The 22,494-nt window shown below is 65.8% G+C and carries 21 protein-coding genes and 2 pseudogenes; 9 read left to right on the top strand and 14 right to left on the bottom strand.

Annotation, left to right across the window (positions count from 1 at the left end; all coding sequences use genetic code 11):
* Positions 1-199 precede the first annotated feature (199 nt).
* The 3 genes from FUT88_RS20820 to FUT88_RS20810 all read left to right on the top strand — a co-directional run bounded on the left by FUT88_RS20820 (position 200) and on the right by FUT88_RS20810 (position 3,243).
* A complete protein-coding gene (locus FUT88_RS20820) occupies positions 200-532 on the top strand; it encodes a YnfA family protein (RefSeq protein ID WP_147217950.1) in 333 nt (110 codons plus the stop codon).
* 142 nt (positions 533-674) lie between these two features.
* Positions 675-992: a hypothetical protein gene (locus FUT88_RS20815; RefSeq protein ID WP_147217948.1), complete on the top strand. Its 318-nt coding sequence runs from the start codon at positions 675-677 to the stop codon at positions 990-992.
* A gap of 100 nt (positions 993-1,092) precedes the next feature.
* Complete coding sequence (locus tag FUT88_RS20810) at positions 1,093-3,243, top strand: ATP-dependent helicase (protein WP_147217947.1); 2,151 nt, start codon at positions 1,093-1,095, stop codon at positions 3,241-3,243.
* 25 nt (positions 3,244-3,268) lie between these two features.
* On the opposite strand, the gene mdtD is transcribed toward FUT88_RS20810, so the two are convergent.
* Positions 3,269-4,699: a multidrug transporter subunit MdtD gene (gene mdtD / locus FUT88_RS20805; protein ID WP_147217945.1), complete on the bottom strand. Its 1,431-nt coding sequence runs from the start codon at positions 4,697-4,699 to the stop codon at positions 3,269-3,271.
* A 181-nt stretch (positions 4,700-4,880) separates the two neighbouring features.
* Between mdtD and fumC the strand changes: the two genes are divergently transcribed.
* The 3 genes and pseudogenes from fumC to FUT88_RS26880 form a co-directional block, all read left to right on the top strand.
* Positions 4,881-6,266, top strand: a complete 1,386-nt coding sequence (gene fumC, locus FUT88_RS20800) for a class II fumarate hydratase (RefSeq protein ID WP_147217943.1) — start codon at positions 4,881-4,883, stop codon at positions 6,264-6,266.
* A 95-nt stretch (positions 6,267-6,361) separates the two neighbouring features.
* Entirely contained in the window at positions 6,362-6,754 is a 393-nt protein-coding gene (locus FUT88_RS26885) for a GAF domain-containing protein (RefSeq protein WP_261797237.1), read from the top strand.
* Between the two features lie 161 nt (positions 6,755-6,915).
* Positions 6,916-7,326: pseudogene (locus FUT88_RS26880) on the top strand (GGDEF domain-containing protein); the annotation flags it as partial.
* A gap of 81 nt (positions 7,327-7,407) precedes the next feature.
* On the opposite strand, the gene speD reads toward FUT88_RS26880, so the two are convergent.
* The 5 genes from speD to FUT88_RS20770 form a co-directional block, all read right to left on the bottom strand.
* Positions 7,408-7,833: an adenosylmethionine decarboxylase gene (gene speD / locus FUT88_RS20790; RefSeq protein WP_147217963.1), complete on the bottom strand. Its 426-nt coding sequence runs from the start codon at positions 7,831-7,833 to the stop codon at positions 7,408-7,410.
* Positions 7,830-8,015, bottom strand: a complete 186-nt coding sequence (locus FUT88_RS20785) for a hypothetical protein (RefSeq protein WP_039375299.1) — start codon at positions 8,013-8,015, stop codon at positions 7,830-7,832. Before FUT88_RS20785 ends, speD begins: the two co-directional genes overlap by 4 nt.
* The gene (locus tag FUT88_RS20780; protein ID WP_147217941.1) at positions 8,012-9,460 is read right to left on the bottom strand and encodes a DUF4178 domain-containing protein; all 1,449 of its coding nucleotides are present in this window, start codon (positions 9,458-9,460) and stop codon (positions 8,012-8,014) included. The genes FUT88_RS20785 and FUT88_RS20780 overlap by 4 nt, the downstream gene beginning before the upstream one ends.
* 87 nt (positions 9,461-9,547) lie before the next feature.
* Complete coding sequence (locus FUT88_RS20775; RefSeq protein WP_147217939.1) at positions 9,548-10,591, bottom strand: SPFH domain-containing protein; 1,044 nt, start codon at positions 10,589-10,591, stop codon at positions 9,548-9,550.
* A 49-nt stretch (positions 10,592-10,640) separates the two neighbouring features.
* The gene (locus FUT88_RS20770) at positions 10,641-11,039 is read right to left on the bottom strand and encodes a DUF350 domain-containing protein (RefSeq protein ID WP_063394234.1); all 399 of its coding nucleotides are present in this window, start codon (positions 11,037-11,039) and stop codon (positions 10,641-10,643) included.
* A gap of 175 nt (positions 11,040-11,214) precedes the next feature.
* On the opposite strand from FUT88_RS20770, the gene FUT88_RS20765 reads away from it, so the two are divergent.
* Positions 11,215-12,792, top strand: a complete 1,578-nt coding sequence (locus FUT88_RS20765; protein ID WP_147217937.1) for a polyamine aminopropyltransferase — start codon at positions 11,215-11,217, stop codon at positions 12,790-12,792.
* Positions 12,792-14,414: an FAD-dependent oxidoreductase gene (locus tag FUT88_RS20760; RefSeq protein WP_147217935.1), complete on the top strand. Its 1,623-nt coding sequence runs from the start codon at positions 12,792-12,794 to the stop codon at positions 14,412-14,414. Before FUT88_RS20765 ends, FUT88_RS20760 begins: the two co-directional genes overlap by 1 nt.
* 18 nt (positions 14,415-14,432) lie before the next feature.
* Here FUT88_RS20760 and FUT88_RS20755 read toward each other — a convergent pair whose 3' ends face one another.
* Positions 14,433-14,705: a hypothetical protein gene (locus FUT88_RS20755; protein ID WP_063394231.1), complete on the bottom strand. Its 273-nt coding sequence runs from the start codon at positions 14,703-14,705 to the stop codon at positions 14,433-14,435.
* A gap of 422 nt (positions 14,706-15,127) precedes the next feature.
* Positions 15,128-15,832 carry a dienelactone hydrolase family protein gene (locus FUT88_RS20750; protein ID WP_147217933.1) on the bottom strand — a complete coding sequence of 235 codons (705 nt, stop codon included), beginning with the start codon at positions 15,830-15,832 and terminating at the stop codon, positions 15,128-15,130.
* 186 nt (positions 15,833-16,018) lie between these two features.
* Between FUT88_RS20750 and FUT88_RS20745 the strand changes: the two genes are divergently transcribed.
* Entirely contained in the window at positions 16,019-16,381 is a 363-nt protein-coding gene (locus FUT88_RS20745; RefSeq protein WP_147217931.1) for a DUF1304 domain-containing protein, read from the top strand.
* Between the two features lie 15 nt (positions 16,382-16,396).
* Here FUT88_RS20745 and FUT88_RS20740 read toward each other — a convergent pair whose 3' ends face one another.
* The 6 genes and pseudogenes from FUT88_RS20740 to FUT88_RS20715 all read right to left on the bottom strand — a co-directional run bounded on the left by FUT88_RS20740 (position 16,397) and on the right by FUT88_RS20715 (position 22,357).
* Positions 16,397-16,954, bottom strand: a complete 558-nt coding sequence (locus FUT88_RS20740) for a BON domain-containing protein (RefSeq protein ID WP_147217929.1) — start codon at positions 16,952-16,954, stop codon at positions 16,397-16,399.
* Positions 16,955-17,048: 94 nt separating this feature from the next.
* A pseudogene (locus FUT88_RS20735) lies at positions 17,049-17,935 on the bottom strand (NAD(P)H-binding protein).
* Positions 17,936-18,030: 95 nt separating this feature from the next.
* Positions 18,031-18,918, bottom strand: coding sequence for a helix-turn-helix domain-containing protein (locus tag FUT88_RS20730; RefSeq protein WP_147217927.1), 888 nt, complete (start codon positions 18,916-18,918; stop codon positions 18,031-18,033).
* Positions 18,919-19,018: 100 nt separating this feature from the next.
* Positions 19,019-20,182 (bottom strand): alkane 1-monooxygenase, encoded by a 1,164-nt coding sequence (locus FUT88_RS20725; protein WP_147217925.1) that lies wholly within the window; start codon positions 20,180-20,182, stop codon positions 19,019-19,021.
* A gap of 254 nt (positions 20,183-20,436) precedes the next feature.
* Positions 20,437-21,249 carry an alpha/beta fold hydrolase gene (locus tag FUT88_RS20720; RefSeq protein ID WP_147217923.1) on the bottom strand — a complete coding sequence of 271 codons (813 nt, stop codon included), beginning with the start codon at positions 21,247-21,249 and terminating at the stop codon, positions 20,437-20,439.
* A 7-nt stretch (positions 21,250-21,256) separates the two neighbouring features.
* A complete protein-coding gene (locus FUT88_RS20715; protein ID WP_147217921.1) occupies positions 21,257-22,357 on the bottom strand; it encodes a branched-chain amino acid aminotransferase in 1,101 nt (366 codons plus the stop codon).
* Between the last annotated feature and the right edge of the window lie 137 nt (positions 22,358-22,494).

Genomic DNA, 22,494 nt, shown 5'->3' with positions numbered 1-22,494 from the left:
GGCACATCTGCGCCAAGCCGCAGCGCGCCGCCCTCACCGCCACGCGCGCCGGCGCGTATGCGGGCACGCAAGCCGAGATCGATGCGTTGCTGCAGGCGCACGCCGCCGCGCCCGCCTGAGACCGGATGACCATCGCGGTAGCACGGCCGCACATGCCACAATCGGCGCCGTCTGCGTATTGACTGCTTCGGGGCCTGGTTTGGAACTGCTTCGTATCGCCGTGCTGTTTGCCGTCACCGCCGTGGCGGAAATCGTCGGCTGCTATCTGCCGTGGCTCGTGCTGCGGCAAGACAAGCCGATCTGGCTGTTGCTGCCGGCGGCCGCCTCGCTGGCGCTGTTTGCGTGGTTGCTGACATTGCACCCGACCGCGGCCGGCCGCACCTATGCCGCATACGGCGGCGTGTATATCGCCGTGGCACTGGTGTGGCTGCGTCTCGTCGACGGCGTGACGCTCACCCGCTGGGATATCGGCGGCGCAGCCATTGCGTTGACGGGGATGGCCGTGATCGCCCTGCAACCGCAGGTCAATTGATCGGATTGCGCGCCACATTGAGGATTTCCTGAGCGAAACGGAACCCTAAGCCACCGCCAGGATCGGAGGGTGGATCATTGCTGCGGCCGCCGCGCTGCACGCCGGTCGCCCCTCATCCAACCGCTTTGTCCCGGAGGCCGCGATGCCTGCCAATACCCTCAAACACCTCGTCGTGGCCACGATGCTGATGTCCGCAGCGATGACCGCCTCGGCCCTGACCACGTCAACGTTCACGTTCACCGATCAGGACCTGCAAGGGATGCTCGCCCACAGCCAGCCTCCGCAGGCCGCCCAGCAGGCGAAGCCAGCCGAACCCGCCGCTACAGAGAGGCTCCGTGTCGGCCTGAGCGATCCGGGCACGCAGCTCGTGCTGCCCTGGTTCCTGGCGGATCTGGTGGATGCGGTCAACCGGCGGGCATCGCCGGAGGACTTCGCCAAAAAGCTGCGGGACGGGATCTAATCGGCCACCGCCGTCAGCGTTCCGTTCACCACCCCCACTTTCCACAGGCAGGCATCACAGTGCTGTATATTCATACAGTTATTTTTTGTGACGCCCTGCCGTGCTTGCCGCTTCCCCCACCCCAGACACCGCCACTGTGCCGGCCACGCCCGGTTACCTGGCCCAGCTGAACGACCAGCAGCGCCAGGCGGTCGAGTTCGGCATTTCCGGGGCGGACGCGGCGGAAACCGGCCCGCTGCTCGTGCTCGCCGGTGCGGGCTCCGGCAAGACGCACACCCTGGGCTGGCGCGTGGCGCATCTGGTGGCCAACGGCGCCGATCCGCAACGCATCCTGCTGTTGACGTTTTCCCGCCGCGCGGCGAGCGAGCTGTCGAACCGTGCCGGCCACCTGCTGGCGCGCGCCATGCAAGGCGAGCGATCGAACAACGCGCTCAATTCCGCGGGCACGTCATACAAGACCACGCTGCCCTGGGCCGGCACCTTCCACGGCATCGGCGCGCGCCTGCTGCGCGAATATGCCGAGCGCGTCGGCCTCGCCCCCGATTTCACCATCCACGACCGCAGCGATTCGGCCGATCTGCTCAACGTCGTGCGCCATGAACTGAACCTGTCGACCAAGGAACGCCGCTTCCCGCTCAAGCAGACCTGCATCGCGATCTACTCGCGCGCCATCAACGCCGAGAGCCCGCTGAACGCCGTGCTCAAGCACCACTTTCCGTGGTGCGCGATGTGGGAGACGCAGTTGCGCACGCTGTTCGACGCGTATGTCGAAGCCAAGCAGGCGCAGCACGTGCTCGATTACGACGATCTGCTGCTCTACTGGCACGCGATGGTGTCCGACGCAGAACTGGCGGCCGAGATCGGCGCGCGCTTCGACCACATCCTCGTCGACGAATACCAGGACACGAACCGGCTGCAGTCGTCCATCCTGCGTGCGCTGCGTCCGGACGGCCGCGGTGTGACCGTGGTGGGCGACGACGCGCAGTCGATCTACGCATTTCGCGCGGCGACGGTGCGCAATATCCTCGACTTCCCGCGCCACTTTTCTCGGCCCGCGCACACGGTGCTGCTGGAGCGCAATTACCGTTCGACGCAACCGATTCTGGATGCCTCCAACGGCGTGATGCGTTTTGCCACGGAGCGCTTTGCCAAGACGTTGTGGACGGACCGTGCATCGACGCATCGCCCGCGCTTGATTTCGGTGCGTGACGAGGCCGAACAGGCGCGTTGCGTGGCCGAGCGGGTGCTGCATCACCGTGAAGGCGGCCTGACGCTGAAATCGCAGGCGGTGCTGTTTCGCACCGCGAGCCACAGCGCGCCGCTGGAAATCGAACTCACGCGCCGCAACATCCCGTTCGTGAAATACGGCGGCCTCAAGTTTCTGGAAGCCGCGCATGTGAAGGACGTGCTGTCGGTGCTGCGCTGGGCCGAGAACCCGCGCAACCGCATTGCCGGGTTTCGCGTGATCCAGTTGCTGCCGGGCGCTGGCCCGGCCACGGCGGCACGCGTGCTCGACGCCATGGCGGAAGCGGCGGACCCGATTGCCGCGCTGCTCGCCTACGAACCGCCGGCACGGCTGGCCGGCGACTGGACCGCGCTGATGGCGCTCATGCAAACCCTGCGCACGCCCAAAGACAGCCTGGAATGGGCCGCTGAACTCGAAGCCGTCGGCGCCTGGTATTCACCGCACATGGAGCGCCTGCACGACGATGCGGCCGTGCGCCAGGGCGATCTGGACCAGCTCGCCCGCATGGCCGCCACCTACGCCACGCGCGAGCGGTTCCTGACCGAAATGACGCTCGACCCGCCCGAGCTGACCAGCGATGAATCGGGCGACCCGTACCGCGATGAGGACTACCTGATCCTCTCGACGATCCATTCATCGAAAGGCCAGGAGTGGAAGGCCGTGTATGTGCTGAACGCCGTGGACGGCTGCATGCCGGCCGATCTGGGCGCGGGTTCGCACGAAGAACTGGAAGAAGAACGCCGGCTGCTTTACGTGGCGATGACGCGTGCGCGCGAGCATCTGGACATCCTGGTGCCGCAACGCTTCTACGTCACGCAGCAAACCCCCAACGGCGACCGGCACATCTACGCATCGCGCACGCGCTTCATTCCGCCTGCGCTGCTGCCGCTGTTCGAAGCGTGCGCATGGCCAGAACCGGAGCCCGGCGCAGACCCCGCAGCCGAAGCGCGTGCCGCGGCCAAGGTTGACCTGAGCAAGAAGATGCGCGGCTACTGGAAAAAGTAGTCGGCCGAATCGCCGAAGCGCACGCTCAGTGCACTTCCATCTCGGGCCGCTTGACGACGTGCGTTGACTCGAAGCGCGAGAGCTGGGCAAAGATCCACGCGGCCGCACAGGTCATGACGCCCACGCAGACAAACGTCTTGTGGAACGCCGCCAGCGTGTCGCGTCCCTCCGGCCCGGCGGTGAAGTCGGTAAAGCCCGTCAACAGTGCGCCGGCGGCGGCTACGCCCAGGCTCATCGACAGCATCATCACCATCGACAGCATGCTGTTGCCCGCGCTGGCCAGCGGGCCGGTCAGGTCCTTCAGCGTGAGCGTGTTCATGGCCGTGAACTGCATCGAGTTGAAGGTGCCGAAGATCGCCAATTGCACGATGCGCAGCCACACCGGCACGTTGGGCGTCATCACGGCAAAGCTGGCCATCATCAGGCCGACCATGACCGTGTTGACGGACAGCATGCGGCGATATCCGTAGCGCTTGATAGCCCAGGTGCCCAAAGGCTTGGCGGCCATGCCGGCAGCGGCCACCGGCACCATCATCAGCCCGGCCTGCAGCGGCGTGTACCCCAGGCTCACCTGCAGCAGCAGCGGAATGAGGAACGGCATCCCGCCGCTGCCGATCCGTGCAAACAGGTTGCCGAGCACACCAATGGAAAAGCTGGGAATGCCGAACAGCGTGCGCGGAAACAGCGGCCCGGCCACGCGCCCCGCGTGCAGCCAGTACGCCGTGAGCGCGGCCAGGCCGAAGATCAGCAGCACCAGCACCGTCGCGTGCTGGAAGCCCAGCTCCGACAGCCCGTCGAGCGAGAACGACACCGCCGCCATGCCGAAGGCCAGCATCAGATAGCCGGACCAGTCGAAGCGGCTGTCGTCTTCAGCATGCACATCGGGCATCACCTTGAGCGTGACCAGCGCACCGATCACGCCCACCGGAATGTTGATCAGGAAGATCCAGTGCCACGACACGGCCTCCACCAGCCAGCCCCCCAGCGTCGGGCCGATCAGCGGACCGATCAGCCCCGGGATGGTGACGAAACTCATGGCCGGCAGAAACTGCTCGCGCGGCACCACACGCAGCACGGTCAACCGCCCCACGGGCATCAGCAACGCGCCGCCCACACCTTGCACCACGCGCGCGGCAATCAGCATGGTCAGGCTGCGGGATTCCGCGCACAGCAAGGAGCCAATCGTGAACAGGAAGATGGCGGCGAAGAACATCTTTCGCGTGCCGAAGCGATCGGCCAGCCAGCCGGAGGCGGGCATGAGCATGGCGGTCGTCAGCGTGTAGGCGATGATGACCGACTGCATCTTCAGCGGGCTCTCCGACAGGCTGCGCGCCATGGCGGGCAAGGCGGTGTTGACGATGGTCGAATCGAGCGTCTGCATGAACAGGCCCATCGCCACCAGCCAGAGCAGCGGTTTCAGAGATGCGTCGATGGAGGCTGAGGGCGTGGTGGGCATGGGACGGGAGCGGGGGCGGAAGTGGCAGATGTGCGACGCAGCCGTCATTGTGGCGTGCCTCGCCTGCGCCCGCAAACGCTGTACCCGGCTGGCAGACGTATCTGCCCTACCGCCAACAAGGACACTGGGCTCTGCCTATACTGGAGCGTTCTTCCCCGTCACCTCGTGCCTTCCTTCAGCCATGACAACCCGTACTGAACGCGACACCTTTGGCCCCATCGAAGTCCCTGCCGACCACCTGTGGGGCGCACAAACGCAACGCTCGCTGCAGAACTTCGACATTGCGGGCGACCGCATGCCGCGCGAGTTGATCGACGCGCTCGCCCGCATCAAACGTGCCAGCGCCGTCGTCAACCAGCGCCTGGGGCTGCTCTCCGCGGACAAGGCCAACGCCATCGTCAATGCCGCTGACGAGGTCATCGCGGGCAAACACCCGAACGAATTTCCGCTGGTGGTCTGGCAAACGGGTTCGGGCACGCAGACCAACATGAACATGAACGAGGTGCTCGCCAACCGCGCCAGCGAGCTGCTCGGCGGGGAGCGTGGCGAAGCGCGCCTCGTGCATCCGAACGATGACGTGAACCGCAGCCAGTCGTCCAACGATGTGTTCCCGACCGCGATGCACGTTGCCGCCGTGACGGCCATCACGCACCACCTCATTCCATCGCTGCGCACACTGCGCGAGACGCTGGCCAAGAAGGCCGCCGACTTCAACGACATCATCAAGATCGGCCGCACGCACCTGCAGGACGCGACGCCGCTCACACTCGGCCAGGAGTTCTCCGGCTACGTGGCCCAGCTGCAGCACAACGAAACGCATCTGAACGCCGCCCTGCCGCACCTGTGCGAACTTGCGCTGGGCGGCACGGCGGTCGGCACCGGTCTCAACGCACCGGCCGGTTACGCCGAACAGGTGGCCGAAGAGCTGGCGCAACTGACCGGCCTGCCCTTCGTCACCTCGCCCAACAAGTTCGAGACCATGGCGTCGGCCGATGGCCTGGTCCACGCACACGGCGCGCTGAAAACACTGGCGGCCAGCCTGACCAAGATCGCCAACGACATCCGCTGGCTGGCGAGCGGCCCGCGCAGCGGGCTGGGCGAAATCTCCATCCCCGAGAACGAGCCGGGCTCGTCGATCATGCCCGGCAAGGTCAACCCCACGCAGAGCGAAGCGGTGACGATGCTGTGCGCGCAGGTCTTCGGCAACGATGTCGCCGTGAACGTGGGCGGCGCGTCGGGCAACTTCGAACTGAACGTGTTCCGCCCGATGATTGCGTACAACTTCCTGCACAGCGTGCGCCTGCTGGCCGACGGCATGCGCAGCTTCAACGATCACTGCGCCGTGGGCATCGAACCCAACCGCGACCGTATCGACGAGCTGGTGCAACGCTCACTGATGCTCGTGACGGCGCTCAACCCGCATATCGGCTACGACAAATCGGCGCAGATCGCCAAGAAGGCGCACAAGGAAGGCACCAGCCTGCGCGAGGCCGCCCTGGCGCTCGGCTATGTCACGCCGGAGCAGTTCGATGCCTGGGTACGGCCCGAGAACATGGTGGGCCGCTAAGTGATGTGTCACCGGCCCGCGGCTTGCTACACGTGGGCTATCCCCCTGTCGTTGGCTGTTTCGAGTGCGCCGGCCTGACCGGCGCCCCTTTGCGCATGAAAGCCGCCCCGATCCCGGATAACGAAGCACAACGTCTGGCCTCCTTGCAGGACATGCTGTTGCTGTCCACGCCCGATGAGGAACTGTTTGATCGCGTGACCCGTACCACCAAGCGGGTGTTCGACGCGCCGATCGTGCTGGTGTCGCTTATCGACGCACAGCGGCAGTGGTTCAAGTCGTGCATCGGCCTGAACGTGCGCGAGACCGGGCGCGACATCTCGTTCTGCGGCCATGCCGTGGCCGAAGAGCAGATGCTCGTCATTCCGGACACCAAGGCCGACCCACGCTTTGCAGACAACCCGCTAGTCACCGGCGCGCCGCATATCCGTTTCTATGCGGCCGGCCCGTCAAGAACCTGGCGGGCTACGCCGTCGGCACGCTCTGCGTGATCGACCAGAAGCCGCGCGCGTTTGACCAGGCGGAGCGAGAGCTGCTCGATGACCTGGCCAGTTGGGTGGAATCGGGTTTTCGCGAGCGTGAACTCAGCGAAACGCAGCGCTCCATCCTGACCGAGCTGCAGGTTGCCCGCCACGAGAGCCTGACCGATCCGATGCTCAGCATCTGGAACCGGCGCGCCGCGATGGAGCTGCTCACGCGCGAGTGCGGCCACGCGATGCGGCACGGGCAGCCGCTTTCCTTGCTGGTGGTGGATGTTGACCACTTCAAGCGCGTGAACGATACCTACGGCCACCCCGCAGGCGACGCGGTGCTGGTTGAGATCGCACGCACGCTGCGCGTGAATTCGCGCCCCGTCGACGCGGTGGGCCGCTACGGCGGCGAGGAATTCCTGGTGGTGCTGCCGGATACGACCACACTGCAGGCCACCGGCATTGCGGAACGGCTACGCAGCGCGGTGGAATCGCTGGAGATCGCCGCGCCAGAAGCCAATATCCGCTGCACCATCAGCGTGGGCCTGGCAAGCTGCGAGGCGGGCAAGAATCTGTGCACGCCCACAGACCTCATCATGCGTGCCGATGCCGCCCTGCTGGCCGCCAAACGGCTGGGGCGCAATCGCGTGATATTCGACGCCAGCCGGTGTAGATCAGTTCGGGGCGGGCTCGCCACCGCGGCGGGCGACGCGCACGCCAACGCGCTCCGGCCTCAAGGCCCGCTCGAACACCGCCCGCGCGGCATGCGTCGTACCGGTGCCGCACATGAATGCATCGATGGCGGCGAAGCCGTGCTCGGGCCAGGTGTGAATCGAAAGATGCGATTCAGCGAGCAGCAGCACGCCTGTCACGCCGCCCTGCTCGCCAACGGGCAAACCCGTGCGCACGGAATCGAAGCGATGCAGATGCGCGTGCAGGATGGTCGCCCCCAGCGCGTCGGCAGCATCGCGCAGCGCGCTTTCCAGCGCCACCGCATCGCGGAGCAGCGCGGGCGCCACGCCGTAAAGATCGAGTAGAAGATGCTCGCCCACAGCGGCGGGGGCCTCATCCACAGAAAGTGCCGCGTCGGTGCGCGTCACTTGTGGCCCCCGCTGAAACCGCCGCCATAGCCGCTACCGCCAGAAGAGCCGCCCCAGTAGGACGATCCGCCCGTGCTGCTGCCGTAAGACGGCGTGCGCGGCGCGGCAAAGCCGGCCTTCCAGTCCATGTACGTCGCGCCGATCACCACGGCCACGGCATAGAGAACGAACCAGTTCTTCATTCCCCGCCCCCAATCTTGGCGACCAGCCACGCCGGCACCAGCAACAGCAGCGCCGCGAAAAACGTGATCCCGAACACCGAGCCAGGCGCCATGAAAAACGGCACGAGGTTCAGCAAACCAAGCAGCACGCAGGCGACCACCGCCACCGTCATGTAGTTCGACGACGATGCCTTGACGGGCTCGGCGACCACCTTGCCAAACCACGCCTTGATCTGCGCGGTGCTGACCGGCGTGCTCCTGGACCACGTCAGCTCATGCGCGTCGCTCTCCGCAGCCAGGCTTTCCTCGCCTGCGGTGTATTCGACTACGCGCGTCTGGTCGCCCGATTGGACACGCCAGTTGAAGGCGCCAGCGGCATACGTCACGCGCGAGGTGTAATCCTCATCGCGGGCGTAGGCCTTGCCGTCGAGCACCGCGGTGCGCCCGTCCTTCTGGGTGGGCCAGCGGTCGAGCACGTTGGCACGGAACCAGCCGTCATCGGTTTCGACCATCCAGCTGAAGCCGCGCTTAGGGGTGTACAGCAGGTATTCGAACCATTCGCCGCCGCCGTCGACGGCCGTGCGACGCATCACGCCGATCACCTGCCACTGCAGGCCGTCGATGAGCGCCTTGTCGCCCAGCTCGAGCGTGGTGGCGACCTGCGGCACCGACCGTGCGCGCGCAATGATGTCGCCGCGCGGCGTGGCTGCATCGATGGCCGCGCCGCAGCCGGGGCACAGTACATGGCCCGTCACCCCAGGGCTGAACGGGATCGACGTGCCGCACTGCGGGCAATCGAGATTCGTGAGCTTGCCGGGGACGCGGCCGGCAGTTTCCTTGATCTCGGCGTCGGTGCGCAGCAGCTGGCACTTGAGCACGTCCAGCGTGGTGGCTTCACCCACGTAGAGCGTTGGCGCCGTACCGTCGGAGTAGTCCAGCGTGATGAAGGCGTCTTCTCTGCGGCCATCGGCCACGCGCGCATGCCAGCCTTCGCCCACGCGGAACGGCAATTCGCCCTGCCCCCCGGTGCAATCGGCTTCACGTACGTCGGACAGCACGTACTGCTTGCCTTCGGCGTCGTACAGCTGCCCCGGGCGCAGCGCCTCGAACGCGACCGCATTGGCGGGCGTGCCGCGAGCGAACGTCATCGTGACCTGCCCGGACGCTTCCGCCAGCCAGCCATCGGTGCCGTCGTCGAACAGCACGTACCACTCGTTCCAGAAGCCCGCGTCGTAGCGCAACTGGATGCGGCCGACCACGGTGAACGCCTTGTTCTTGTAGCGCCCGGTGGTGCCGATCTGCACGCGTGCGTAGTCCTCGAGCACGGCAGACATCTTGCCGATGTCGGAAAGCGTCTCGCCGTCGCGCAGGAGCGTGCTTTTGCAGAAGCTGCACACCGCCATCACGGCAGCAGCAGACTTCAGTTCCACCGGCGCGCCACACGCCGGGCAGTTGGCATGAAACATGGTCAGGTCGTTCGATTGCGCGAAAGATTGCGCAGAAAAACGGGCGGCTTGCGGTGCCGCCCGGTCATCCGATCAGGGGGCCGGGGCTCAGCCTCCGGTCAGCGCCTTGAGCACAGCAGCCTTGCCGGCGTCAAAGTCAGCTTGCGTGATGAGGCCCTTGTCGAGCAGTTCCTTGAGCTTGGCCAGGCGCGCGGTGGGGTCGTCCGCTGCAGGAGCCGCGGGTGCGGCGGCAGCAGCAGGTTGAGCCGCCGCACCGCCGGCGTTGCCCTGCACAGCGGTACGCAGGCTGTCGGCCATCGCCTGGCCCATCGCGAGGCCGGCTGCCAGGCCGGCGCCCGTGCCCGCGATGCCGCCCTCGTTGCGTGCCGCCAGCGGCAGCGATTCGGCCGTCTGGTATTGCGTGAAGCGCTGCATGTCGCCGGTCATGTCCATGCTGATGCGGCGGTCCAGCGCGGCCTGCAGTTCGTCCGGCAGCGTGACGCTGGACACCTGGAAGCTGTCGAGCGCCAGGCCGTACTGCGTGAACTGCGGCAGCAGCGCCTCGCGCACCTTGTTCGACATCAGCATCTGGTTGGCGGCCAGGTCCAGGAACGGCACACCGGATTCGCCAAACGCCGTCGCCATCGCACCCATGATGACGGGCGCGAGTTGCGCTTCGACTTCATCGACGGTGTAGATATCGCGCGTGCCGCTCACCTGCTGATAGAACAGCTTCGGGTCAGCCACGTGGTAGGCGTACACGCCAAACGCGCGCAGGCGGATCATGCCGAAATCCTTGTCGCGCACCGTCACGGGCTGCGGCGTGCCCCAGCGGCGGCCGAGCTGCTGGCGCGTGCTGAAGTAGTAGACATCGGACTTGAAGGGGGACTCGAACAGCTTGTCCCAGTTCTTCAGGTACGTGAGAACGGGCAGCGTCTGCGTGGTCAGCTTGAAGGTGCCGGCGCTGAACACGTCGGCGATCTGGCCTTCGTTGACGAACATCGCCATCTGCGAGTCGCGCACGATCAGGGTGCCGCCGTTCTGGATTTCCATGTCCTGCATCGGATAGCGCCAGGCGAGCACGCCGTCTTCGCTTTCCGTCCATTGCAGGATGTCGATGAACTGCTTCTTGATGAAACTGGACAGGCTCACAGCAAACTCCTTCGCGATGATTCGCGGGGCAGGAACAATCAGGACAAGGTCACGACAGGCACGCCGCGTTGATCACGCCAACGGCCAGCGCGCTCACGCCAAACAGCATACCGGCGGCGATGTTGTTGTGCTCGATCTGCAGCCGGTAGTCCGGCATCAGCCGCGTGAGCACCAGGAAAACAATCAGCTGCACCACCGACGCCATCACCGCCCAGAACAGGAACGGCACCAGGCCATCGGCGTGCGTGATGCTCGACGCGATGGTCAGCACGAAGCCGAGCAGCGCCCCGGCCAGCGACAGCGCCGCCGCGATATTGCCTTCGCGGATCAGCTTGAGCTCGTCATACGGCGTCAGGCGCAGGTAGATGAAGAAGAAGCCGGAGAACACCACGGCGCCCGCCAGCAGGTGCGAGGCGTAGGCGATCACGGAAGCGGTCATGTCGGGCATGGGATGGCCGGGCAGTACATAGGTGGCGCCACTATAGCGGCTGATGCGCCGCTTGCGTACCCCCCGATGCGGCCCCGCACCAATCGGCTCGCAGGCCGGGAAAAAAGGCGGCACAATCGCGCTCGCCTTGGCACCCGCCGTTTGTTAACACCCCTTCATTTTCCACCTTCGCAGCATGTCGACGCCGCAGCCTGACGCCACGTACGAACCCACGCAGCCCGCGGGCCGCGGTAATGCCCTGCTGGTCCTCGCCGTCTTCGTGGTGGCCTCGTGCGGGCTGGCGTACGAACTGATTGCCGGGGCATTGGCTTCGTATCTGCTGGGCGATTCCATCCTGCAGTTCTCTTCCATCATCGGCGCCTATCTGTTTGCCATGGGCATCGGCTCATGGCTCTCGCGCTACGTGGCGGACGAGGCGCTGCTCGCTCGCTTTGTCGATCTGGAATTGCTGGTCGGGCTGTTTGGCGGCGTGTCGGCTGCTGCGCTGTTTGCGTTGTTTGCACTCGAATCGGCGCCGTTCCGGCTGGTGCTGTACGCGCTGGTCACGGTGATCGGCGTGCTGGTCGGCATGGAGATCCCGCTGGTGATGCGCATGCTGCATCGCCGGCAGGCCAAGTTTTCTGATCTCGTCAGCCGCGTGCTGACGTTCGATTACCTTGGCGCGCTGGCGGTGTCGCTGTTGTTTCCGCTGGTGCTGGCGCCGCGCCTGGGGCTGGTGCGCACAGGCTTCCTCTTCGGCCTGTTCAATACGGCGATTGCGGTCTGGACGCTGTGGCACTTTCGCGCCGAGCTGGCGCTCACGGCCCGCATGCGCACGGCGATTGCGTGGCGCGCCGGCGCAGTGGCAGCGGCATTGCTTGCGGGCTTTGGCGCATCGGACAAGCTCACGCATTGGTCGGAACGCGCGCTCTTTGGCGACGAGATCATCCACGCGATTTCCTCGCCGTATCAACGGCTGGTGGTGACACGCTGGAAAGACGACCTGCGCCTGTACATCAACGGCAACCTGCAATTTTCCTCGCGCGACGAATACCGCTATCACGAAGCGCTGGTGCTGCCCGCATTGGAATCGGTGCGCGGTGCGCGGCGCGTGCTGGTGCTGGGCGGCGGCGACGGCCTCGCGCTGCGGCAGATCCTGAAGTACCCGCAAATCGAACACGTCACGCTGGTCGACCTGGACCCGCGCATGACGAACCTATTCTCACACGCCGAGGCGCTGGTCGCGCTCAATCAGCATGCGTTCAGCGACCCGCGCGTGACGGTGGTCAACGCCGATGCAGCGCAATGGATGCAGACCGCCACCGACATGTTCGACGTGGCCATCGTCGATTTTCCGGACCCGTCCAACTTCAGCATCGGCAAGCTGTATTCGGTGCCGTTCTACCGGTTGCTGTCGCGCCATGTGGCGGATACGGGCCTGGTCGTCATCCAAGCAACGTCGCCCTATTTCGCGCCGCGTTCGTACTGGTGTGTGGATGCGACGCTGAAGGAAGCCGGCTATCGCACGTGGCCCTATCACGCGCTGGTACCGTCGTTTGGCGAATGGGGCTTCATCCTGGCCGCGCCGGGCCGCGCGGATTTCAAACCGCCCACGTCGTACCGCGTGCCAACGCGCTTCCTGGATGCCGACACCACACACCAGATGTTCAGCTTCGCCCCCGACATGCCGCGCCCGCAGGTGGAGCCCAACCGGCTGAACAACCAGTCGCTGGTGCGGTATTTCGAAGAAGACTGGCACGGCGTGCTGCGCTGATGGCAACGCGACGCAGCTTTCTTGTGGGCGCAGCGGCCGCCGGTGTGGCTGCGGCGGGTGCTGGTTCGTGGGCAGGCTTTCGCGCCTTTACCGAAATCACGCCCAACGTGCGCATGCCCGGCCAGGCTGCGGGCCATAAGTTGCGCGACCTGCGCGCGCTGCCGGGACCATCGGAAACGCGGCGCGTGGGCGTCGCCATCTGCGGCAGCGGCATCGGCGGATTGAGCTGCGCGTGGCGTCTGGCAAAAGGCGGCCGGCGCGACGTGGTGGTCGTGGAAGGCCCGGAGCGCTATGGCAATGCTGCTGGCGGCGCCTTCGGGGCGCAACGCTTCCCGACCGGGGCGCATTACCTGCCGCTGCCGTCGATGGAATCGACGCACGTGCGCGAGATGCTGGCCGACTTTGGCGTGATCGAGCGCGACCCGTTTGCGCTGCGCCCGACGTACGACGAACGCGTGCTCGTTCACGCGCCCGATGAGCGCCTGTGGCTGGGCCACCGCTGGCAAGACGGCTTTGTACCGCACGAGGGCATTACCGAAGCCGAACGCGCCGAGCACACACGGTTCTTCGCCCACATCGACCGGCTGCGCCAGACCACCGGTGCCGACGGCCGCCGCGTCTTTATCGTGCCGACGGCGCTCTCGTCCGCAGACCCCGCATGGCGCGCGCTCGACGCACTCACCTTCCGCGACTGGCTGCACCGCGAGGGCTACCGCGCCACCACGTTGCACTGGTATGCCGACTACTGCTGCCGCGACGATTACGGCGTCACCGCCGACCATGTTTCCGCCTGGGCCGGCATCGCCTATTTCGCCAGCCGAGGCGGCATGGCCAGCAATGCCGAACAAGGCACCGTGCTTACGTGGCCGGAAGGCCTGGACTGGATGGCGGAGCGGCTGTTCGAAGCCGCCGGCCTGAATGAACCCGGCCGCCTGCTGCCCGGCAGCGCCTCCCGCATCGGCACTACAACTGAGGCCGGCGCCCGCGGCTTCGCCGATGTGCTGCAAGCGGATGGCCGCGTCGTTCGGCTGCTGGCCGATCACGTGGTCAGCGCGATGCCGCTGCACGTTGCCAAACACATCGTCGACGGCTTTGAGGTGCCCGCCGCCGAGTTGCCCGAAACCGCGCCGTGGCTGCTCGCCAACCTGCTCATCGATGGCTTTCCGCCCGAACACGACGACACGCCGCTGGCGTGGGACAACGTGGTGTATCGCGGTACGGGGTTGGGTTATGTGGTGGCCAATCACCAGGACATCCGCGTCGGGCCACCCGCGCAGAGTGTGTTCACCGCCTACGTGGCGCTGTCGGACATGACGCCCAAGGCGGCACGTGAATGGCTGCTGAAGGCATCGCCGCAAGCGCTGCTCGATCGGGCGCTGGCCGATCTGGATACCGTGTACGGCATCCGCCTGCGCACCCAGATCCGCCGGGCAGACCTGACGCTACGCGGCCATGCGATGGCGATTCCCACACCGGGCTTCCTCTCTCGACCGGGCATTGCGCGCCTGCGTGAAAGCGCCGGGCCGATCCACTACGCGCATGCGGACCTGTCCGGCTATTCGGTTTTTGAAGAAGCGGCGTGGTGGGGGGATCGCGCGGCGCGGCGCATTCTGGGCGGCTGATTGCGCTGCCGCTGGCCTCTAAGGCAGCCGCTCAACCTCGGCCATCAATTCCCACGTGGCCGGATCGATATCGCTGCGCTCCAGTGCCAGCGACACGTATGCGCCGATCATGTCGACAAACCCCCGCGCAAATGCGGGCGGATAGGCGCTGCCCGTGTACTCCATCAGTTGCTGCCGCAGCAGGCGCGGCCGATGCTGCCCGAACTCGCGCACGTAGGCCTGCGTTCGACAGAGGAAGGCTCGCGCTTCCAGCGCACCGTCAAGATAGACGCGGCGTTTGGTGAGTGTCATTGGCGGCTCCCGAATCGCAACGGAACGGGGCACAGCCAAGGTGGAGAAGGAAAAGACGCGGGGCGACGCCCGCTGAATACAACAGTCATGGAGCCTCCTACGGATTGCAAAAGGCCCGACGTTTCGCTGCGAACGAGGGTGGCGGGCCCGACGACAGGGTTCGCAGACCGGCCCGTAGGACGCCGGCAGACCTTTCGGTCTCCCTGCCCGGCCCGCCAAAGTACAAGCGTGCGCGAGCGCGGACGTGAAAAAGCCGCACAAGGCGGCCGTCCGGCCATACGGGAAAAGATAGGCTGCGAAACCCAGCTACCGTTGGTGCGGCAGCGCCGTGAATTATAGCGGCGGCAGCGGCGCAGCCCACATACGAAATTGCAGCATTTCGTGATCGCGCCGTACCGCCAAACCCGCCGTCCTGTGTGGGCTTACCAGAGCGTGCGGCCGAAGAACGTCAGCGCGCGGTCCCAGGCGTGTTGCGCCCACACCGGGTCGTATTGCGTGATGGCGATGCGGTTTTCGCCCACGGCCGTTTCATTGGCGAATGCGTGATGCGCGAGATAACGATGGAAGTCGACATCGACGCCGGCATCGACGAGCTTCTTTTCCAACGCATCGACGCCTTCGATCTTGAAGGCGGTGTCCTGCGTGCCCCAGTGGCCCTGCACCGGCACCTTGATCTTCGAGGCGTCGATGTATTCGAGCGGAGGATAGCCGTACCACACCACGCCGGCGTCCGCCTCCGGCACGTTGCTCAGCGTCAGGAGCGTCAGCGCGCCGCCCATGCAGTAGCCCGTCACGCCCACGCGGGCGCAGGTCTGCTTGAGATATTGCACGGCGCCGCGCACATCCTGCGTGGCCGCGTCGCCAAAGTTGAGGTTGGTCATCAGGTGGTGCGCTTCTTCCTCTTCCACCGTCATGGTGCCGCGATAGAGGTCGGGCACCAGCGCCACGTAACCCGCGCGCGCGAGGCGGTCGGCCACGCCGCGGATCTGGTCGTTCAGGCCCCACCACTCCTGGATGACGACGATGCCCGGGGCGCCCTCCGCCTTCGCCGGCTTGGCCAGATAACCCTGGAGCTCCTGCCCATCCGGGCGCTTGAACGAAATCATGGATCCTTGCGATGTTGTCATGCGATGGCTCCTCTGCCTGGAACGAAAGCGCACAGGATAGTCCGGGACGATGAAATTTGCAGCCGGCGCATCGGCTGCAATGATGCTTCGCGCGGTCTTTGCCTTGCCAATACCCCTCCCTCAGGGTTACCGGTGCGCCGGGCAAAGTCACTATCATGGCGGCACGTTCACATCTGATTGCATCCCATGATCAAAACCCTCGCCCTCATCGTCTACCTGCTGGTGCTGCTGATCCACGTATACATCGTCGTACTCGAAATGGTGCTTTGGAAGACGCGCGGGCCCAAGGTGTTCCGCATGACGCCCGAGAAAGCCGCTGAGACAGCCGCCATGGCGTCCAACCAGGGCTTGTACAACGGTTTTCTGGTGGCGGCGCTCGTCATTGGGCTGATCGCACCGGACCCGGCCATCAACGCTGCGTTTGCGCTCTTCGGGTTGATCTGCGTGGCGGTGGCCGGCATCTGGGGCGCCATCACCGTCAACAAGCGGATTCTCTTCGTGCAGACGGTGCCGGCCGTGGCGGCATTGGCGCTGGGGTGGTTTGCCTGAAGATTGAAGTGATCCTTACGGCCTGACCGGTGATGCAGGCGTTTTCGCGCCGCCGGGCACCACCGCACCGGCGCGAAACAGTGCATACGGCACACCGCGCTCGGGGTGCGTCGTTGTCTCGTCGATGAAGCGTTCCACATCGGGCACCTCGCGCAGCGCGGTCATGAACGGCGCCAACGTGTAGCCCGGCGCCACGCAGCCCTGCACGAGCATCCAGCGCTGCCATATCGTCACCCAGAGCGTGGTGTTCTGCTTCCACCCCGGCACGTGGATGGACATCCATTGCAGACGCCGCTTCGCCGTCTCGGCAATCTCGTCGTCGTAAGAAAACGCGTTGGGCAAGCGGCACCGGCCTTCGACCCAGCAATGGTTGCCATGCTCGATGCGGTGATGCGAATCGCGCTTCCATTCGGCTTCGCTGATGCGCGGGCCGGCAGGCTCAGGGCAGTTGGCAACACCGGAAGAAATCTGGAAGAACGGGTCGTGACCGCGATTCTGCAGGTCATCTTCAGCGTGGGCGGCGGGCGCGGTCAGCAGCAGCGCCAGGACAAGACAGCGTGGGGCAATCCTCACGGTGGCCTCCTCGCCCGCTCGGGGCGTCGGCTTGAGCAATGCTGCGAAGGATAGGCGCAAAGTGCCGCGCCAGCCAGACGCCCGGACGCCCCCGCTACCTCGATTTCACGTGCGCCAGCATCGAGGCAAACACATCGTGCAGCTCCGTCTTGCCGAAACGCTGCTCGGATACGCCCTTCTCCACGTCGATCTGCCCGGCGTTCACCGCGTCGTAGAGTTCGGTCAGCAGTTGCACATGGTTCGCGCTCAGACCGGCACGCTGCAGCATCGGCGCCCACGCGGTGCGCGGCACGGCGTCGGCGACAATCTCGCGGCCCACGACGGCGCTGAATGCGCGTGCGACATCGATCAGGCTCACGCGGCGCGGGCCTTCCACGCTGACGATGCGCGGGGTCTTGGTCGATGGCGCTCCGAGCAACAACTCAGCGGCCAAGGCGCCCACATCCTGTGTGGCGACGGTCGCAAACGCGCGGTCAAGGGGATGGCGCAGGCTCGGCAGCCGCCCCGTCGCCAACATGACGGGCAGCATCGCCGCCCAGTTCTGCGCATGCTCAGCCGAACGCAGCAGCGTCAGATGGGTCGCCAGCGGCTTGAGCCGCGCTTCCAGGAGATGAAACAACTGCGTCAGGCCGGTGCCCCGCTCCAGCTCGGCGCCGTAGTCCGACAGGGCCAGGACAGCCGATGGCGGGTTGGCGCGCAACGCACCGGCCGCCACGTCGATCATGCGCTCCATGGTCGACGCTGGGTCCGCATCGCGCGCCGGCACCGGACACAGGATTTGCACAGCCGTGGCGCCCTTGATGGCCGATGCGACGGAGGCGGCGTCGGTCAGGTCGGCAACGGCGATGTCGCAGCCGAGTTTGGCCAACGCCTCGCTTTGCCGGGCATGACGCACCACTACGCGCACGGCCGGCCCGCGTTGCGCAGCGCCGTGGCGGTCACGTGGCCGACCTTGCCCGACGCCCCAAAGATGACAAACATGTTCGTGCTCCTCTCAAGTAGGAGGCACGAGCTTAGGGCGCCACCGCAAACCCGACTTGCAGGAACGGAGGAATTTGGCAGATTCGGTGGATGGACTACGCGGCGGGCGTGTCGGAGGCAGCGGCCGACGCCTTGCCGGCTCGGATGACCTCACGTGGCGTCACGCCGAGCAGCCGCTGCATCCACTGCGTCAGATGGCTCTGGTGGGCAAAGCCCACTTCAAGCGCGATCTGCGACGCACTGCGGGGGCCTTCCAGCAGCAGTGCTTTCGCGCGCTCCACCCGGCGCTGCACGACGTAGCGATGCGCCGGCACGCCGAGCGTTGCACGAAACAGCGCGTTGAAATGCGGCACGCTCAAGCCAGCCTGTGCCGCCAGTTCAGCCAGCGTCAGGCGCTGGTGCAGATGGGCTTCGATGTAATCGATCACGCGCGCGGCCACGCGGGGCGCCAGCGTGCGAGCGTTGTTGGACACATCCCGACTGCTGTTCAGCAGACGGACGACCAGTGCGGTGCACAGGCTTTCCGCATACAACGCATCGGACGCGTCTTCCGCTTCAAGCTCCGCCCCCAGCGCCGCGGCAAGATGCTGCACGCGCGCATCGCGCCAGTGCAGACGTGGCGTGATGTCGGCCCGCACGCCAATCTGTTCGCCGATACCGCGCACAAACGTGTCGGTGATGGCGATGCGCAGAAACCGACAGTCGGCGTCGTCTGTCCACATGCCTGGCACGCCGGCGGGAATGACGTCCGCATCGCCATGCGCCTGGATGCGCGAATAGCGGCGGCCATCGCATACGCAATTCGCCCGCACGGGTGAGCCGACATGCACGCTGATCCGGTGATGCGCCATGGCGGGCACCCGGTACGTCCCGGGACGGATGCTGAGCAGCGTGGCGGCAAAGCCGTCCCAGGCGAGCCCGTCGCTGGAGCGCAGGGTGATGGGGGCGGGTTCAAGCAGGGCGGCGGGAATGGCGGCGTTCATGGCAGGCGTGGGCAGTGTTCGCTTCGACATTCTGCGCCAACGCCGTCGCATCGGCTGGCGACAACTCACCAGCCGCGGCATACCTCAGGCCAGTCGGCAATCAGGCGCGCGCCGGATACTGCGCGAGCACCTTGTCGCGGATTGACGGCTTGATGTTCGCCAGCGACATGTTGCCGTTGTAATGCGCAACCACGCGCGGGTTCATCACCCGGAACCACAGCGGCGGCACATAGGCGATCAGGATCATCGCGGCATAGCCGGCTGGCAGTTGCGGCGAATGCTCGAAGTGCCGCAGCGCCTGGAATGACCGCGTCGGGTTGGCGTGGTGATCGGCATGCCGCTGCAGTTGATACAGGAACAGGTTCGTCACCACGTGGTTGCTGTTCCACGAATGCTGCGGCGTGCAGCGCTCGTAGCGGCCGCTGGGCAATTGCTGGCGGCACAGGCCGTAGTGCTCCAGGTAGTTCACCACCTCCAGCAGCGATGCGCCGTAGATGGCCTGGATGATCAGGAACGGCACCGCCTTGGGCCCGACAAACGCGATGCACACGCCCCACAGCAGCACCGTCATCGCCCAGGCGTTGAGCACATCGTTACGCCAGGACCAGACCGAGTGCCCCTGCTGCTCCAGCCGACGCTTCTCCAACGCCCACGCCGATTTGACGCTGCCCACCACCGTACGCGGCAGAAATTCCCAGAACGATTCGCCATAACGCGCGCTTGCCGGGTCGGCCGGTGTAGCCACGCGGACGTGGTGGCCGCGGTTGTGCTCCACGAAGAAGTGTCCATACGCCACGGGCGCGAGCGTGATCTTGGCCAGCCAGCGCTCGAAGCCGTCGGTCTTGTGACCGAGCTCATGCGCGGTATTGATGGAGATGCCCGTCACCACGCCCACCGAAAACGCGAACGCAATGTAGTCGTACCAGACGAGGTCATACGTGCGCAGCACCCACATCGCCACCGCAAAGCTCACGTAGAGCACGGTGGTCGCCAGGTAGACGATGCGGCGGTAGTAACGCTGTTTTTCCAGCGTGGGGACGACGTCTTCGGGCGGGTTGTCGCGGTCGTCGCCGATCAGGAAATCGAGCAGCGGGATGATCGTGAACACGATGAACGGCCCCGCCCACCAGAGCGGATGCCAGCCCGTCGCCAGTGCCGAAACGGCGGCGATGATGGGCAGCGTGATGGTGAGCGCGCCGAGCATCCAGAGATAGCGCTTGCCGTCGGTCCATTCCACGGACGCGACCATGCCGGGTGTTGCCATGTGTCTTCCTCCTGTTTTGCCCCGCTGGGTGGCTTGGCTTGTGTACGCACATGCGTGCGCCGCCGGGGTCGTGCCCGACATCTGCGTTATAGGCGCAGCAGGAGAAGAGACCAACGCCCGAAACTAGGCGCGAAACTCCAAACAAAAGGGCCGCCGGGCAGCCCTCTGAAGGCGGGAAAAAAGCAGGCGATTGAAACGAACGATTTAAAAACGGTCGTTCGATTTTGGTGCGACGCACCTGAACGGAGGCTGGATCAGGCGGAGGCGCTCAGGAAAACGTTGATGGCGTCGAGCACAGCAGCTTCCTGCTCCCGATGCGGCACGTGCCCGCAACGCTGCACGAGCTTGAGCGTGGCGGGCGCGCCTGCGAGCGTGACGATGCGCTCCGGCTGCGCGGTCGAGCCATATTCGTCTTCGGTGCCGTGCAGCGCCAGCACCGGGCTGCGCACGGCAAGCAGCGCATCGTCCAGGCACCACTGCCCAAATGCCGGAGACAGCCACGTGTTGACCCACGCATCCAGCACCCATTGCGCCTTGCTGCCGTGGTAGCGCTCGAGCCGGCCCATCTGGCCAGGCTCGGCAAACTGCGCCTGGGCGATTCGGATGCCTTGTCGCGTTTGCTCTTCCACAAACGCCTGCGCCGACTCGGTAATCAAGCCTGCGCAGCGGCCCGGATACGCTGCGGCAATCGACACGGCCATGCCGCCGCCCACGCTGTGGCCGAAGACGATGAAACGGTCCACACCAAGCTGGTCCGTCAGCGCGGCAAAGCCGCCGTACGCTTCCTGCTGAATGAAGCTGGGATCCAACTGCCCGGGATATGCGTCGGATTGGCCAAAGCCGAGCCGGTCATAGGCGATGACTGCATGTCCGGTCGACTGCGCCAGACGCTGCGGAAAATCACGCCACAGCGCCACGCAGCCGAGCGAATCGTGCAGCAGCACGATGGGCGGTTTGGCGGCATCGTCCACCGGGCCGCCCCATTGCCGGGCATAAAGCCGGCCATCGGGCGTGGTGATCCAGGCTTCGATGCCGTCAACGGACGGCGCGGAAAGCGATTCGGCCATCCGCGGCTCAGAACAGGCGGTCGAGCCAGCCGTGCGGATCCGGCGCGCGGCCGTTCTGCAAGTCCACCAGCGCCGCCTTCAGCTTGCTCGTCAACTCGCCTGCCTTGCCATCGCCGATGGTGAAGTTGTGGTTGTGGCCCTTGACCTTGCCGATGGGCGTGACGACCGCTGCGGTGCCGCAGGCAAAGGCTTCGCGCAGGCGGCCGCTTTGCGCGTCGGCCTGCCATTGGTCGATGGAGTACGGCTCTTCGCGCACGGTCAGGCCCATGCCACGCGCCAGCGTGATGAGCGAGTCGCGCGTGATGCCCGGCAGGATCGTGCCGGTCAGCGGCGGCGTCTGCAGCGAACCATCGTCGAAGACGAAGAACACGTTCATGCCGCCCAGCTCTTCAATCCACTTGCGTTCCACCGCGTCGAGGAAGACGACCTGGTCGCAACCTTCCCGCGTGGCTTCGGCCTGGGCGACCAGGCTGGCAGCGTAGTTGCCGCCGCACTTGGCCTCGCCCGTACCGCCGGGTGCGGCGCGCGTGTAGTTGTCGGACACCCAGATGGTGACGCCCGCCGATGCATCGCCCTTGAAGTACGCGCCCACCGGGCAGGCAATCACGCAGAACAGGTATTCAGCCGACGGCTTCACGCCCAGGACGACTTCCGTGGCGATCATGAACGGGCGCAGGTACAGCGCCGAGCCCTGCCCCGACGGAATCCAGTCGCGGTCGAGCTTGACCAGCTCGCGCACGGCCTGCAGGAAGAGGTCTTCCGGCAGCGCAGGCATCGCCAGGCGCTTGGCCGAGTTCTGGAACCGGCGCGCATTGGCTTCCGGGCGGAACAGCGCACCGCCGCCGTCCGGCAGGCGGTAGGCCTTCATGCCTTCGAAAATTTCCTGCGCGTAGTGCAGCACCAGCGTAGACGGATCGCACTGGATCGGGCCATGCGCGCCGATTTTGGCGTCGTGCCAGCCCTTGCCCTCGGTGTAACGGATCGTGGCCATGTGATCCGTGAATACGCGGCCGAAAGCCGGGTTTTCCAGCAGGCGCGCGCGCTCTTCCGCCGAAACAGGGTTCGGGCGCTTCTCGATCGAAATGGCCGATTCGACAACGTTGTTCATACCGTCTCCATGAGGTGCAGGGGGCGCAAAAAGACGCCCAAACCGCTATTTTGCGCCAACGGCGATGCAATTTGTTTGCGTATTGAAGCGCATATGGTATTGCCGGCGCCGGAAAAACGAGGCGCCCGACAAACGCG

It is taken from the genome of Ralstonia sp. TCR112 (genome assembly GCF_007997035.1).
GTDB lineage: Bacteria > Pseudomonadota > Gammaproteobacteria > Burkholderiales > Burkholderiaceae > Ralstonia > Ralstonia edaphi.
This window is presented reverse-complemented; position numbering and strand designations above follow the sequence as displayed.

Bases quoted from the DNA above. Each gene is read 5' to 3' on its own strand.
- FUT88_RS20815 (WP_147217948.1), top strand. From the start codon at position 675: ATGCCTGCCAATACCCTCAAACACCTCGTCGTGGCCACGATGCTGATG.
- mdtD (WP_147217945.1), bottom strand. From the start codon at position 4,699: ATGCCCACCACGCCCTCAGCCTCCATCGACGCATCTCTGAAACCGCTG.
- fumC (WP_147217943.1), top strand. From the start codon at position 4,881: ATGACAACCCGTACTGAACGCGACACCTTTGGCCCCATCGAAGTCCCT.
- FUT88_RS26885 (WP_261797237.1), top strand. From the start codon at position 6,362: ATGAAAGCCGCCCCGATCCCGGATAACGAAGCACAACGTCTGGCCTCC.
- FUT88_RS20785 (WP_039375299.1), bottom strand. From the start codon at position 8,015: ATGAAGAACTGGTTCGTTCTCTATGCCGTGGCCGTGGTGATCGGCGCG.
- FUT88_RS20780 (WP_147217941.1), bottom strand. From the start codon at position 9,460: ATGTTTCATGCCAACTGCCCGGCGTGTGGCGCGCCGGTGGAACTGAAG.
- FUT88_RS20770 (WP_063394234.1), bottom strand. From the start codon at position 11,039: ATGCCCGACATGACCGCTTCCGTGATCGCCTACGCCTCGCACCTGCTG.
- FUT88_RS20765 (WP_147217937.1), top strand. From the start codon at position 11,215: ATGTCGACGCCGCAGCCTGACGCCACGTACGAACCCACGCAGCCCGCG.
- FUT88_RS20760 (WP_147217935.1), top strand. From the start codon at position 12,792: ATGGCAACGCGACGCAGCTTTCTTGTGGGCGCAGCGGCCGCCGGTGTG.
- FUT88_RS20755 (WP_063394231.1), bottom strand. From the start codon at position 14,705: ATGACACTCACCAAACGCCGCGTCTATCTTGACGGTGCGCTGGAAGCG.
- FUT88_RS20750 (WP_147217933.1), bottom strand. From the start codon at position 15,832: ATGACAACATCGCAAGGATCCATGATTTCGTTCAAGCGCCCGGATGGG.
- FUT88_RS20745 (WP_147217931.1), top strand. From the start codon at position 16,019: ATGATCAAAACCCTCGCCCTCATCGTCTACCTGCTGGTGCTGCTGATC.
- FUT88_RS20730 (WP_147217927.1), bottom strand. From the start codon at position 18,918: ATGAACGCCGCCATTCCCGCCGCCCTGCTTGAACCCGCCCCCATCACC.
- FUT88_RS20725 (WP_147217925.1), bottom strand. From the start codon at position 20,182: ATGGCAACACCCGGCATGGTCGCGTCCGTGGAATGGACCGACGGCAAG.
- FUT88_RS20720 (WP_147217923.1), bottom strand. From the start codon at position 21,249: ATGGCCGAATCGCTTTCCGCGCCGTCCGTTGACGGCATCGAAGCCTGG.
- FUT88_RS20715 (WP_147217921.1), bottom strand. From the start codon at position 22,357: ATGAACAACGTTGTCGAATCGGCCATTTCGATCGAGAAGCGCCCGAAC.